A 12313-nucleotide genomic window follows, 5' to 3' on the forward strand; every position below is an offset into this window, starting at 1 on the left:
CCTAACCCACCGACCCGCGTCAAAAAAACGTTTCCCGCCGCCGAGTGGCGGGCTCACGAAACGACGCCTTCCGACACGGTTTTGGACCGGCACGGAGAATCCACGAGCAATGATCGACCGGAGCCTCCTGCGCGAGGACCCCGAGGCCGTCCGCGAGGCGCTCGACAACCGAGGTGCCGACGTCGACCTCGACGAGCTGATCGAGATCGACGAGCGCTGGCGAGAGCTGAAGGCCCGCGGCGACGAGCTGCGCCACGAGCGAAACCAGGTGACCGAGCGGATCGGCGCGCTCGTCGCAAAGGGCAAACAGGACGAGAAAGACGAGGCCATCGAGGAGTCGAAGGAGCTCAAAGCCGAGATCGAGGACGTCGAGGAAGAGGCGACCGAACTCGGCGACGAGCTCCGCGAACGGATGCTCGAGGTTCCACAGATCCCCGACGAGAGCGTGCCGCTGGGCCTCGACGAGCGACACAACGTCGAGGACCGACGCTGGGGGTTCGACGACCTGCGCGTCGACGCCGACGCGATCACTCCCCACTACGAACTCGGCGAGGAGCTCGACATCATCGACGAGGAACGCGGCGCCAAAACGACTGGATCGGGCTTTTACTTCCTCAAGGGTGACGGCGCCCGCCTCGAGCACGCCCTGATCCAGTTCATGATGGACGTCCACCGCGAGCAGGGGTACGTCGACCTCTTCCCGCCGGTTCCCGTTAAAAGCGAGTCGATGCGGGGCACCGGTCAGCTGCCGAAGTTCGCCGACGACGCCTACCGACTGGGCGGGAGCAACGACGAGGAGTACGAAGACGACGACCTCTGGCTCTGCCCGACCGCCGAGGTCCCGGTCACGAACATGTACGCCGACGAGATCCTGCTCACGGACGATCTCCCGCTCAAACACCAGGCGTACACGCCCAACTTCCGGCGCGAGGCCGGCGAACACGGCACCGAAACGCGGGGCATCGTTCGCGTCCACCAGTTCAACAAGGTCGAGCTCGTCAACTTCGTCGAGCCCGAGGACAGCTACGACCGCCTCGAGTCGCTGCTCGACGAGGCCGAGGAGGTGCTGCGACAGCTCGAGCTCCCCTACCGCATCCTCGAGCTCTGTACCGGCGACCTGACCTTCGCCTCGGCGAAAACGTACGACATCGAGGTCTGGGCACCCGGCGACGACATGGACGACGGTCCCGATGAAGGCGGTCGCTGGCTCGAGGTCTCGAGCGCCTCGAACTTCGAGGACTTCCAGGCCCGCCGCGCCGGGCTTCGCTACCGACCCGAACGACACGAGTCGGCCGAGTACCTCCACACGCTCAACGCCTCGGGGCTCGCCCTGCCTCGGGTTATGGTGGCGATCCTCGAGTACCACCAGAACGAGGACGGCACCGTGGCGATCCCCGAGGCGCTGCAGCCGTACATGGGCGGACAGGAGGTCATCGAGGGTCACGAGAAGGTTGGCGAGAGCGCGCTGGGCGCGGGCGAGCGGGAGTAGCGTCGCCGATCAGTAGGTTCCGACGGCGACGCCGAGCGTCTCGAAGTCCGCCGTATTAGCGGTCAAGACGGCGTCATCGAGGATCTCGGCGACTGCGCCGATGTACGCGTCGTTCGTTTCGACGCCGCTGTTCCCGCCTTCCGCTTTGTCGGCGTCCGCAAGCAACGTACTCGCCGTTCGGGCGATCTCCTCGTCGACGTCGACTCGCGGGTATCCGAGAAGCGCGTTCGATACGCGTCGGCGCTCGTCCTCGCTTGCCGTATAGGCGACCCCGTAGTACACTTCGGCGACGACCGGTGTCGGGAGCCACTGCACCTCGCCGGTTTCCGTGAGGTCGTGTCCCGTCCGAATCGCTTCAGGGACTCCCTCCATCAGGTCGAACAGGTACGACGAATCGAGGATCACTCCTCGAACGCCTCCCGCGCTCGCGTCAGCCGCTCGTCGTCGCGTCCGCCGAACCGCTCGGCAGCGTCTCGAGCGTCGTCGACCTCGTCCGACGACAGAATACCCGCCAGTGCTTCCGGATCGGGTTCTCGAGTCAGGCGGCGGAGCGTCTCGAACATCGTTTCGTCGTCCCGGTTGTGAGCTTTCACCCACGCGTGGTACTCGTCGGGAACGCGAATCATCTTGGTCATGCCGTAAAACAGGATTTACGCCTGCAAAAGCGTTCTCCCGCAGTCGCTCGAAACGAGAATACGTCGCTGGAAGATCGTCGGAAAAAACGGACCGCGAGAACGAAACGTCGTCTAGATGTACTGGATGATCTCGGGCAGCTCGAGCTTCATGCCCTTGCGCTCGCGGATCTCCATGATCTTCTCGCGCTGGAGCGAGTCGGACATGACCTCGAAGCCGGCGTTCTCGGTGTTCCACGACGCTCGGCCCTCGGTCGCGGAGCGGATGTCGCTGGCGAAGCCGATCATCTCGCCGACGGGGGCGATCCCCTCGACGACCATCAGATCGCCTTCCTGGTACATGTCGTCGACGCGGCCGCGTCGACCCTGGATCTCGCCGGAGGCGGCGCCCATGTGGTCGTTGGGGACGTCGATACGGACGTCCTGCATCGGCTCGAGCATCTTGATGCGGCCGTCGATCAGGGCGTTGTGGAGCGCGTTTCGAGTTGCCGGGATGACCTGTGCCGGACCGCGGTGGATAGTGTCCTCGTGGAGCCTGGCGTCGTGCAGCCGGATGAGCGTCCCCTGAACCGGCTCGTTTGCGAGGGGACCGTTGTTGAGGGCGTCCTCGAATCCCTCGATCACGAGTTCCATCGTCTCGTTCAGGTGCTGGATACCTTTCGTGTCGTCGATGAGGATGTTCGTCCCGTGGATGTGCTCGACTTCCTGGGAGTCGTCCTTCTCCATGCCGGCGTCCTGCAGGGCTTCGCGGCGCTCCTGTTCGGGCATATCCATCGACGCCTCGCCGAGCTGGATCGCCTCGACGAGTTCGTCCGGCATCGGCTCGATGGAGACGTAGAAGCGGTTGTGGCGGTTCGGTGAGATGCCTTCGATCTCGTCGCTGGGTTCCTGGGGCTGCTCGCGGTAGACGACGATCGGTTCACCGGTGTTGACCGGAATACCCTGATTCTTTTCGATACGCTGGGTGATCACTTCGAGGTGAAGTTCCCCCTGCCCGGAGATCAGGTGCTCGCCGGTCTCCTCGTTGATTTCGATCTGGATCGTCGGATCCTCTTTGGAGACCTGTCGAAGGGTTTCGATCAGCTTTGGCAGGTCGTCCATACTTTTCGCCTCGACGGACTTCGTAATGACCGGCTCGGAAATGTGCTCGATCGACTCGAAGGGCGTCATCTCGACGCTCGAGACGGTCGAGCCGGCGATGGCGTCACGGAGGCCGGTGACGGCGGCGATGTTGCCGGCGGGGACGCGCTCGACTTCCTCGCGCTCGCCACCCATGTAGATGCCGACGGACTGGACGCGGTTCTTCCCCGCAGTTCCGGAGACGTACAGCTCCTGGCCCTTCTCGAGGGAACCCGAGAAGACGCGACCGGAGGCGATCTCGCCCGCGTGGGGGTCCATCCCGATGTCGGTGACCATGAAGACGACCTCGCCGGTCTCGTCGACGAGACGCATCCCTTCCGCGAGCTCGGTCTCGTCGTCACCGCGCCAGATGCGCGGAATACGTCGTGGCTGGGCCTTGACGGGGTTCGGGAAGTGCTCACAGACCATGTCGAGGACGACGTCCGACAGCGGCGTCCGCTCGTGGAGCTCCTGGCGCTGGTCGTTTCGCTCGAGCTCCATGATGTCGCCGAAGTCCATCCCGGTCGCCTGCATCGACGGCATCGAGACGCCCCATTTGTACAGGGCGGAGCCGAAGCCGACGGTGCCGTCCTCGACGGAGACCGTCCAGTCGTCGATATCGTCCATATCCTCGGTCATCCCGCGGATCAGTTCGTTGACGTCGTTGATGACCGAGACGAGTCGACGCTGCATCTCCTCGGGACCCTCCTGGAGCTCGGAGATCAGGCGGTCGACCTTGTTGATGAACAGGGTCGGCTTGACGCCCTCGCGAAGCGCCTGCCGCAGAACCGTCTCGGTCTGGGGCATGGCCCCTTCGACGGCGTCGACGACGACCAGCGCACCGTCGACGGCGCGCATCGCACGGGTGACGTCACCGCCGAAGTCGACGTGGCCCGGCGTGTCGATGAGGTTGATGAGGTGGTTGGTTCCCTCGTATTCGTGGGTCATCGAAACGTTCGCCGCGTCGATGGTGATCCCACGTTCCTGCTCGTCTTCCTCCGTGTCCATCGCGAGCTGTTCGCCGGCGGTCTCGTCGGAGATCATGCCGGCTCCCGCGAGGAGGTTGTCCGAAAGGGTCGTTTTCCCGTGATCGACGTGAGCGGCGATGGCGATGTTCCGGATATGCTCCGGTTCGTCCATCAGCCGTTCACACTCTTGGACGATCTTCTTGCGTCGGCCCATATACCCCCCAATACCGGTAGCGGGGTCAAAAGGGTAGTGTTTCGTCGTCGGTGGGATTCGGCGCGTATCCCGCTCTGGAGCGACGAAAGACTAATTTGCGTGAGTGAATGGCACACAGTAATCTCCCGTTCAGTCGGGAACTGACGACGGGCGTAAGAGCCATACAGTCACGGCCCGTGATACGGCCACACATGGATATTCGCGTTACCGGCTCGGGCCCGACGGCCCCTTTTCTCGGTGCCCGAGACCTGTTCGAGACTGAGTACGACCTCTCCCTCCCGGTCGACGTCGAGCTTCGCGACGACCCCGACGTCCGAACCTGGGCCGGCCACTACGACGACCGACACGTCTTGAACATCTCCCGACAGGCCGCCTCGAGCGCCATGGCTCGCGAGCTCGCCCTCCACGAGTTCGCCCACATGGCCAGATACGAACAGAGCCACCCCTCCCACACCCAGTCGACCGAGGAGGTGCTGTACCTCGCACTGGCCGGGAAGAGCGTCGAGCGGCGCAAGCTCTCCCATTGCTACCAGATCGCAAATCACATGAAAGACATCTACGCCGACGACATTACGCTCTCAGTCGGTCCCGGCGAGAAGCTCCTCTCGTTCCTCGAGTCGAGCCTCGCGGCGGCAGTCGTCGACCGGCCTCGAACCACGCCACGGACCGGCCGAACGAGGCTCTCGGCGAGCGCCGATCCCGAAATTACGGCCGTCAACGCGGCGTTCGCCCTGGCGCTTGCGGAGCGACACGACCTCGTCGAGTCGGATCACCGTCTGTACGACCTCGCCCACGTCGCCGCGGTGGATGCTCCCGACGTGCCGTTCCACGCGTTCAAGCGTCGATTTAGGGAACTAACCAGGAATCCAGACTCGAGCAGCTATCGGCAGGTCCTCGTCGATGCGACGCGGGCGTACGTCGGCGAGGAGGACTCGGGGAGTGAGACCTAACTCCCGTCATCAGCTACCCGAACGTTTAATGTTTTACACCTCATTAGTATGGAACATACTGGCAATGCTCTCCGAGACAGATGCCCGTGGACCGGACGACGCGTTTATCGAGGAACTGGCGCGGCTGAAACGCCGCGGAGCGAGCGTCCTCGTCGTCGGGTCGACCCGGGCGAGCCAGCAGGCCGAGACCTGCCGCCGACTGCTCGGACATGCCACGGACTGCCCGCGCCGACGGATTCTGGTTTCGACGACCGGTGAGGACGCACCGGTCGAGTCGCTCGTCGACGAGACACCTTCGGACAGCCACCGAATCGTCCGACACGAGATCGACGTTCGAAGCGCCGTCGCCGCCTCCAGCGATCACGCGCCGACGCCGTCGGTCGGCGTTCCCGTAGCGACCACCGAGACGCTCTCCGATCTCGGAATCGAGATCTCGAGCGCGATCGAGGCGCTCGAGACCGCCGCGGACGGGCTCGAACCCTCCGAGCTTCGGATCGGGGTCGACTCGCTGCTCCCGTTGCTCGAGACGTACGGCACGGAACGCGTGTTCCGGTTTATCCACCTCACTAACGGCCGGGTGAGAAGAGCCGACGGCATGATCCACTACCGGCTCCCGGTCGATCGAGAGAACGAGGTCGTCCCGGTGCTCACGCCGCTTTTCGACGTCGTCGTCGAGCTTCGGACGCACAACGGCGTCTGTCAGGAGCGGTGGTCGCTCAAGGACGAATCGCTGTGCTCGGGCTGGATTTCGACGCGACAGCTGTAACGAGAGTATGTCGGCTGGAGACGCACCGTCCCCGATGGCCGATGCTCGAGGCGAAGCGACGAGGCCGGTCCGCGGATGAAACCGACGTTCGAGCCGACCGACGACGGACTCGAGATTATCGATCGGATCGAACGACACCGGTACCGACTCACGACGCACGATTCTGTTTCGATCGAACCCGCCGACTGCGACGAAATACAGTATCCGGTTGACTCGGCAGTTCGGATCACGACCGATACGATCACGCTACCGACGACTCATTACGTCTACGTCCGCGACGAGTCTGGAGGGATGGTCGCCGAAGTGAAACCGGACGAGCAGACGTTTCTGCCGGAGGGAGAGTATACGCTTGATCTCTCTGGGCCGCTGAAGGTCTATGCTCGCGTCGATAGTTCTCTCCAAGTATACTCTGATCCAGAACGAACACATATTGCGCTAGACGGACCATTGTCTGTGATATTCGGCGCACGTTCCTATCACACTCGTCCCTCACAAACGATTACGACTACAGCAGCACCAACCGACGTGATGCACGCCGTATCGGCGTTTGGCTCGGCATTGAAAACAACGACTGCAGAGCGCTCGTATCCAACCCTACGCGGACACCCACCTGCGGTTGAGTTAGGGGACGAATTGGATATCCCTGACGGACTGACGGTTCCGGACACTGGTATCCAAATTGGAGTTCCAGAGAAGCTTGAACGAATCTTCGTCGTTTCCCCGCTGGTATACTATCTTGGAGCAAAAATTGTGCCAAGCACCGAACCGCGCCTAACAACTGACGAAGGATATACTCATGCTCTCGTCGGACCAGAAGGATTCGAAAAGACCGTCGAACGAATCCTCGAGCAGATTTTCTTTCTTGATACGGTCGTGAGAACAGAAGGAACGACGCCACTTCCACTTCAGAAACGAGAAGAAGTAGAACCATTATTCAATCATAGTATACAAAAGATATACGAACAGCCGCTAGTTAAGCAAATCCGAAATTATCTCCGTATTCCGTTCTCCGAGTTGGAATCAGCGATTCCGAACTGGCGATTCGAAACACATATCGGATCAAATCCAGAGGTAACTGAGTTTCTTCCGTTTATTGCTAATGATCTCGCGTCGGTCAAAATAAACGAAGCGGAAAAACACCCATCGACCACCTCAGAGGAAGCGCAAACGATCTCCGACTTTACTCGAAGTGGCCGCACTCGAAATACAGGGCCGGTCCGTAATGCGGAGCCAGAACCAACCCAGTATGATAATTCAAGGTCCCCATTAATACAACAGATATGGAATAGTTCGAACGGCGGGGATATCGCCAGCACAGCGCCGTTGGAGGCCTTTGAAAATAGTATCGGTAGAACTCCTCATGATGATCCAATCGATATTGAAGTCGTCTGTAATGACAATACCATGAGTGAGGAGTCCGAATTCGTCAACGAGACCTATGGTGATCGAGACGAACTACCGTTCGATGTTACAGTCCATCATAATATATCTACAAGTGAATTTAAAGATGTGCTGATAACAAAGAGTGATTTTTTACATTATATTGGACATATAGATACAGACGGCTTTCAATGTGAGAACGGTAGATTAAGTGGATCAGAAATAAAGGAATCGAATATAAAGGCATTCTTTCTAAATGGATGCCAGTCACATACGCAAGGACTTCGTCTGATCGAGGCAGGAAGTGTTGGCGGAATCGTGACACTTGGTAATGTTGTTAATAGTGGGGCAGTCGAGGTTGGGAACGCCATTGCAAAACTCCTGAACCAGGGATTTCCGTTGTATGGCGCATTAGATATCGCTCAGAACGAAACACTAGTCGGTCAGCAGTATTACATGGTGGGCGACGGTAAAACCACAATTGCCCAATCCGACCTCGAAGCCCCTAATGTATGTAGTGTAGAGTGGCATAAAGGAGAGTACTTAGTGAACATGAAGATGTATAATTCTATTCAAGCAGAAAAAGGATCGATAAGCACCCCACATCTGGGTCCGATTGACAGCTACTATGTTGTGCCTGGGGAAACGGGTCAGATGCACATAGAAGAGCCACAACTCGAGGAGTTTTTTAACCAAGGACAGTTTCCAGTAATAGTCGACGGAAGCGTTTATTGGAGTAACGATGTGACGATCAGTTCGTTGTGGTAATTACGGGCCAGTGTAGGTCGAGTTGTTTGCTGCGACTGTACCGGCCTGCGAAATGGCCAGTAGCATCGTGAACAGGACGCCGATCATTCGTGGGTGCTTCTTCAGGTAGTGGGTCAGGTCCGTCATGGTACACATAGACCATTGTGCCGGCATGTAATTAATTTATTTTAATATAACTTACAGGGAAATCATAGATCCATTCTGTATTTTGAAGTTCTAAAAAGTCAAATCAATATAAATAAGGGTCGCGTGTAGGATGCATAATACATAATGGTGTGTTGGATATACAACAAGGTAACTGCTCAAATCTGCACTCTCTAACGCCAATGAACCCGATATTCGAACCAATGGAAGACGGAATAAGGGTTATCGATCCGATCGAGCGGAACCAATATCTGCTCACGACGGACGAGTCGATAGATCCCAGGAGGGTTGAAGAGACATCGATACCGTATCCAATAGAAAGCGCAATCGAAATAACAGCGAAGAAACTCACCCTTCCAACAAAAAATCCGATATACGTTTACAATACGGCCGGGCAAATGATAGCGGAATCGAGTCCAACCGGCAAAATGGAACTTCCAGAGGACAAGTATGCCCTCGATATATCCAATTCAATAAAATTGTATGCGAGCGTCGAAAGCGGCGTTAAAATCTACTCCGAAAAGAATCGAACACGTATAGACCTCAATGGCCCCTCAAAAGTCGTTCTCGGTGCGCGATCGTATCATACACAACCAGCAGGATCAATCACGACGACAACGGATCCGTCGGACGTTATGCAGGCTGTGTCAACGTTTGGTTCAGCGCTCAAAACAATAAAGCCAGAACGATCGTATCCGACGCTTCGTGGCCATCCCCCTACGCTAGAAATCGGACAGAAGTTAGATATTCCTTCGCGGTTCGAACCGCCAGAAACAGGCATTCGTATCGAGGTGCCTCGAGACCTCGGTTCGGTATACGTAGTCGCACCACTCGCGTACTATCTTGGAGCGAAAGTCGAACCGGGCTCCTCCCCCCGTCTTTTGGCTGAGTCAAACTATTCGATTCAACTAGCTGGAGAGTCAAGCTTTGAATTATTTGTAGAGAAGTTATTACAAAAGGTAATATTTCTTGATTGCCTGGTTCGGGGGGCTGGGACCTTGTCGACCACTCTCGAGGAACGGTACGAGCTCGACTCTGTTTTGGAGTTCGATCTGGAGGAAGCGTACGATCAATCACCTTCCAAACGATTTCAGACGTATTTTGCCGTTCCTTTCGAAAAGATAGAACCTTATCTCCCCGATTGGCAAAGATCGGTACTAGATCCGGCCGAAGAGAGTGTTCCTTACCTCCCCTTCCTTGCTAATGATCTCACAGCCGTCAGAACCGGAAATCGGCAGCGCGAACGTGATTGCAATTTCGATGGGAACAGCGCTCAGCAAGCGTCACAGGATAGAACGCATACATCTTCCTGTTCGAAAGCGTCGCAGGATACAACCATTGAACAATGTTGGGATGATGGAACGCTGCCAAAGATAACGGCTAAAACACCACTATCAGCGTTTTATAACGATATCAATAGAACGCTTAGGCCAACTCCAATCGAAATACAGGTGGTATGCAACGACCCAGGAATGAACGAAGAACTAGCGGCTCTGTACGGTACGTACGGGAACAGAGAAGGTCTTTCGTTTGATGTCGGACTACACCACGACCTTACGGTCACGGAATTAGCAGAACTTCTCGAGCAGGCAAGCGATTTTGTACATTATATCGGTCATACCGAGGAGAATGGATTCAGATGTTCCGACGGGTATCTAGACGCCTGGTCTCTCGATAATGTAGGCGCGAAGGCATTCTTACTCAACTCCTGTCGATCGTATGAGCAGGGATTAGCACTTCTCGAGGCAGGAAGTGTCGGAGGAATCGCAACGCTCAACGACATCGATAATACGGATGCTATTCGAATTGGGAGTACGATAGCACAATTGTTGAACCAAGGATTTCCCCTTTACGCTGCCACGAACATGGTACGAACGAAAAGCAAGGTGGGGGGAAGTTATCAGCTACTCGGTAAGGGTACGACAGCAGTCTCTCAATCGAAGATTGGTCTACCAGTTCGGCTCTCCCTTACCCAGAGCGAGCGTCAGCACCACCTACGGCTGAAGGCGTATGCAAAGGAGAGACTTCAAGTCGGTAGTACGTATCAACCATATCTCAGTTCGACAGATGCGTATCACCTTCTGCCAAAGGAGATCGGACCAATAACGGTATCAAAGTCGGATTTCGCAAAAATCACGGATATGAGCGAGGCGGCAATTCTTCTAGACGATAGTATCAAAATGGCAGACGATGTCAAATTCAAAGATATCGGCCTGTTCAGCGGGAGCAACAGCTAACGACTCGGTCTTTGAAAACCAAGGAAGATAAAACGCCTTAGCGCGCGGCAGCTGCGACGCGTTCCTTCTCCTCTTTCTGGCTGATCGCGTACGTCTGCACGTCGTAGTTAGCTGCGCCGACGAGCTGGTTTGCGATCGCTTCGGGAACGGACGTCGAGGTCTTGAACGAATCCTTGTAGACGCCCTCAGCGAGCATCATCAGCGCCTGGTCGACGCGACGCTGGGGGGCGACGTCGACCGCCTTCGGCACCGAGATCCCACCGTACTTCAGTCGGACTGTCTCCTCTCGAGGCGCGGCGTTCTCGACGGCCGTCACGAGTACTTGCACCGGGTTCTCTTCGGTGCGCTCGTGGATGAGTTCGAACGCGTCGCGGACGAAGTTTAGCGACTGCTGTTTCTTGCCCGTGTTGTCCTCGGTCTGCATCAAGCGATTGATGAACCGCTCGACGATCGAGATCTGGGACTTCTTGAACTGCTTGCTGGCGTGACGGCCGGCGGTGTGAGCGACCGGTGTCACCTGAATGTAGCGCTCGGTCGAGGGATCGGCGTACTCGATCTCGCCCATCTCCCATGTTCCGAACAGCTTCGCGGAGACGTCCGCGTCACCAGCGGGTGCGTCGGGGTCGGGTTGGTCTTCTGCAGCCATCGTTATCGCACCGGTTTCTCTGCGTTGCCGCGAACTAGTTCGATGAGCGAGACGCCGTTGACCTTCTCGACCTTGTAGTTGACACCCGAGAGGTCACCCATCGCACGACCCTTCGCCCCGCCGATGCCGGCGATAGTCACTTCGTCGTGTTCGTCGATGAACGAAATTGCGCCGTCACCGGGACAGAACGCGGTGACCTGCTTGCCGTTCTTGATCAGCTGGACGCGAACGCACTTTCGGATCGCCGAGTTGGGCTGTTTCGCTTCGATGCCGACCTTTTCGAGTACGATACCTCGAGCCTGAGGGGCCCCCTCGAGGGGGTCGGACTTCTCGCGAAGTCCACGGGCGCGGCGCGCGTAGTCCGAGTCGGACCACCGCTGGTTCTGGCGGTCCTTCTTGAGCTTGCGCGCGGCGTACTTGCCGTTTGCCATGCTCGTCGCTATCGGTCGGAGACACTTAAGCGTCCCTGTTTGGAGACGCGATTACGCCACGAGAACGCTCGATTGGGGGTAACGAAGGAATCTGAGGGCGTTTCCCCGGTCGAGAAAACCTCTCGAAGAGTGGGACCTAAAGCAGCTGGACGTCGTCGATATCGAAGTGTCTGGCGGCGAGACGCCGAGCGGCGTCGATCGTTCGGCCGTCGGCACCGATCGCGACGCCTCGGTCCTCGTCGGCGACTTCGACGTAGGCGACGGTGTCGTCGTTCTCGCTGATCGTGACGTTGTAGACCGCCGCCGGAGCGAGCGTGTTCGCGACGAACGTCTCGGAGTCCTCGGCGTTTTCGACGAGTCGGACCGAGCTGCCGACTTCTTCCTCGAAGCGACGGACGGTCCGACCACCGGGGCCAATCGCATCGCCCATTCGGCCGCTTTCGACGACGACGATCAACCGCTCCTCGCCGTCGCGTTCGTCGACGAGGCAGTCCTGGCCGGCAACATCCGTCACGTCCTCGAAACGGGCGAGGTACTGGCGAGCGTCGTCGTCGAGGGTTACCGCCATC

The 12313-nt window shown here is 58.0% G+C and carries 12 protein-coding genes; 5 read left to right on the plus strand and 7 right to left on the minus strand.

Annotated features, from left to right (window positions below; translation table 11 throughout):
* The first annotated feature begins 109 nt into the window (after positions 1-109).
* Positions 110-1489, plus strand: a complete 1380-nt coding sequence (gene serS, locus ACFEMD_RS08530; protein ID WP_394740609.1) for a serine--tRNA ligase — start codon at positions 110-112, stop codon at positions 1487-1489.
* Positions 1490-1498: 9 nt separating this feature from the next.
* Here serS and ACFEMD_RS08535 read toward each other — a convergent pair whose 3' ends face one another.
* From ACFEMD_RS08535 to ACFEMD_RS08545, 3 genes are all read right to left on the minus strand, one after another.
* Positions 1499-1894 carry a PIN domain-containing protein gene (locus ACFEMD_RS08535; protein ID WP_394740610.1) on the minus strand — a complete coding sequence of 132 codons (396 nt, stop codon included), beginning with the start codon at positions 1892-1894 and terminating at the stop codon, positions 1499-1501.
* Positions 1891-2124, minus strand: coding sequence for a hypothetical protein (locus ACFEMD_RS08540; RefSeq protein WP_394740611.1), 234 nt, complete (start codon positions 2122-2124; stop codon positions 1891-1893). Before ACFEMD_RS08540 ends, ACFEMD_RS08535 begins: the two co-directional genes overlap by 4 nt.
* A 111-nt stretch (positions 2125-2235) precedes the next feature.
* Positions 2236-4422, minus strand: a complete 2187-nt coding sequence (locus ACFEMD_RS08545) for an elongation factor EF-2 (RefSeq protein WP_394740612.1) — start codon at positions 4420-4422, stop codon at positions 2236-2238.
* A 191-nt stretch (positions 4423-4613) separates the two neighbouring features.
* Between ACFEMD_RS08545 and ACFEMD_RS08550 the strand changes: the two genes are divergently transcribed.
* The 3 genes from ACFEMD_RS08550 to ACFEMD_RS08560 all read left to right on the plus strand — a co-directional run bounded on the left by ACFEMD_RS08550 (position 4614) and on the right by ACFEMD_RS08560 (position 8286).
* The gene (locus tag ACFEMD_RS08550) at positions 4614-5372 is read left to right on the plus strand and encodes a DUF5781 family protein (protein WP_394740613.1); all 759 of its coding nucleotides are present in this window, start codon (positions 4614-4616) and stop codon (positions 5370-5372) included.
* Positions 5373-5436: 64 nt separating this feature from the next.
* Positions 5437-6138, plus strand: coding sequence for a DUF7504 family protein (locus ACFEMD_RS08555; RefSeq protein ID WP_394740614.1), 702 nt, complete (start codon positions 5437-5439; stop codon positions 6136-6138).
* Positions 6139-6666: 528 nt separating this feature from the next.
* Positions 6667-8286, plus strand: a complete 1620-nt coding sequence (locus ACFEMD_RS08560) for a CHAT domain-containing protein (RefSeq protein ID WP_394740615.1) — start codon at positions 6667-6669, stop codon at positions 8284-8286.
* On the opposite strand, the gene ACFEMD_RS22055 is transcribed toward ACFEMD_RS08560, so the two are convergent.
* Positions 8287-8412 (minus strand): DUF7503 family protein, encoded by a 126-nt coding sequence (locus ACFEMD_RS22055; protein WP_449560120.1) that lies wholly within the window; start codon positions 8410-8412, stop codon positions 8287-8289. It lies immediately after the preceding gene.
* A 221-nt stretch (positions 8413-8633) separates the two neighbouring features.
* Here ACFEMD_RS22055 and ACFEMD_RS08565 point away from each other — a divergent pair, with 221 nt between their 5' ends.
* Positions 8634-10667: a CHAT domain-containing protein gene (locus ACFEMD_RS08565; RefSeq protein WP_394740616.1), complete on the plus strand. Its 2034-nt coding sequence runs from the start codon at positions 8634-8636 to the stop codon at positions 10665-10667.
* Positions 10668-10704: 37 nt separating this feature from the next.
* On the opposite strand, the gene ACFEMD_RS08570 is transcribed toward ACFEMD_RS08565, so the two are convergent.
* The 3 genes from ACFEMD_RS08570 to ACFEMD_RS08580 all read right to left on the minus strand — a co-directional run bounded on the left by ACFEMD_RS08570 (position 10705) and on the right by ACFEMD_RS08580 (position 12312).
* A complete protein-coding gene (locus tag ACFEMD_RS08570) occupies positions 10705-11313 on the minus strand; it encodes a 30S ribosomal protein S7 (RefSeq protein ID WP_005554544.1) in 609 nt (202 codons plus the stop codon).
* A gap of 2 nt (positions 11314-11315) precedes the next feature.
* Positions 11316-11744 (minus strand): 30S ribosomal protein S12, encoded by a 429-nt coding sequence (locus tag ACFEMD_RS08575; protein WP_005554545.1) that lies wholly within the window; start codon positions 11742-11744, stop codon positions 11316-11318.
* 136 nt (positions 11745-11880) lie between these two features.
* Positions 11881-12312 carry a NusA-like transcription termination signal-binding factor gene (locus ACFEMD_RS08580; protein ID WP_394740617.1) on the minus strand — a complete coding sequence of 144 codons (432 nt, stop codon included), beginning with the start codon at positions 12310-12312 and terminating at the stop codon, positions 11881-11883.
* Position 12313: the final 1 nt, after the last annotated feature.

The organism is Natronococcus roseus, from assembly GCF_043677095.1.
GTDB classification, from domain to species: domain Archaea; phylum Halobacteriota; class Halobacteria; order Halobacteriales; family Natrialbaceae; genus Natronococcus; species Natronococcus roseus.

What these genes read in the sequence shown, in the direction of transcription:
- serS (WP_394740609.1), top strand. Translation starts at nt 110, where the DNA reads ATGATCGACCGGAGCCTCCTGCGCGAGGACCCCGAGGCCGTCCGCGAG.
- ACFEMD_RS08540 (WP_394740611.1), bottom strand. Translation starts at nt 2,124, where the DNA reads ATGACCAAGATGATTCGCGTTCCCGACGAGTACCACGCGTGGGTGAAA.
- ACFEMD_RS08545 (WP_394740612.1), bottom strand. Translation starts at nt 4,422, where the DNA reads ATGGGCCGACGCAAGAAGATCGTCCAAGAGTGTGAACGGCTGATGGAC.
- ACFEMD_RS08550 (WP_394740613.1), top strand. Translation starts at nt 4,614, where the DNA reads ATGGATATTCGCGTTACCGGCTCGGGCCCGACGGCCCCTTTTCTCGGT.
- ACFEMD_RS08555 (WP_394740614.1), top strand. Translation starts at nt 5,437, where the DNA reads ATGCTCTCCGAGACAGATGCCCGTGGACCGGACGACGCGTTTATCGAG.
- ACFEMD_RS08560 (WP_394740615.1), top strand. Translation starts at nt 6,667, where the DNA reads ATGCACGCCGTATCGGCGTTTGGCTCGGCATTGAAAACAACGACTGCA.
- ACFEMD_RS22055 (WP_449560120.1), bottom strand. Translation starts at nt 8,412, where the DNA reads ATGACGGACCTGACCCACTACCTGAAGAAGCACCCACGAATGATCGGC.
- ACFEMD_RS08565 (WP_394740616.1), top strand. Translation starts at nt 8,634, where the DNA reads ATGGAAGACGGAATAAGGGTTATCGATCCGATCGAGCGGAACCAATAT.
- ACFEMD_RS08570 (WP_005554544.1), bottom strand. Translation starts at nt 11,313, where the DNA reads ATGGCTGCAGAAGACCAACCCGACCCCGACGCACCCGCTGGTGACGCG.
- ACFEMD_RS08575 (WP_005554545.1), bottom strand. Translation starts at nt 11,744, where the DNA reads ATGGCAAACGGCAAGTACGCCGCGCGCAAGCTCAAGAAGGACCGCCAG.
- ACFEMD_RS08580 (WP_394740617.1), bottom strand. Translation starts at nt 12,312, where the DNA reads ATGGCGGTAACCCTCGACGACGACGCTCGCCAGTACCTCGCCCGTTTC.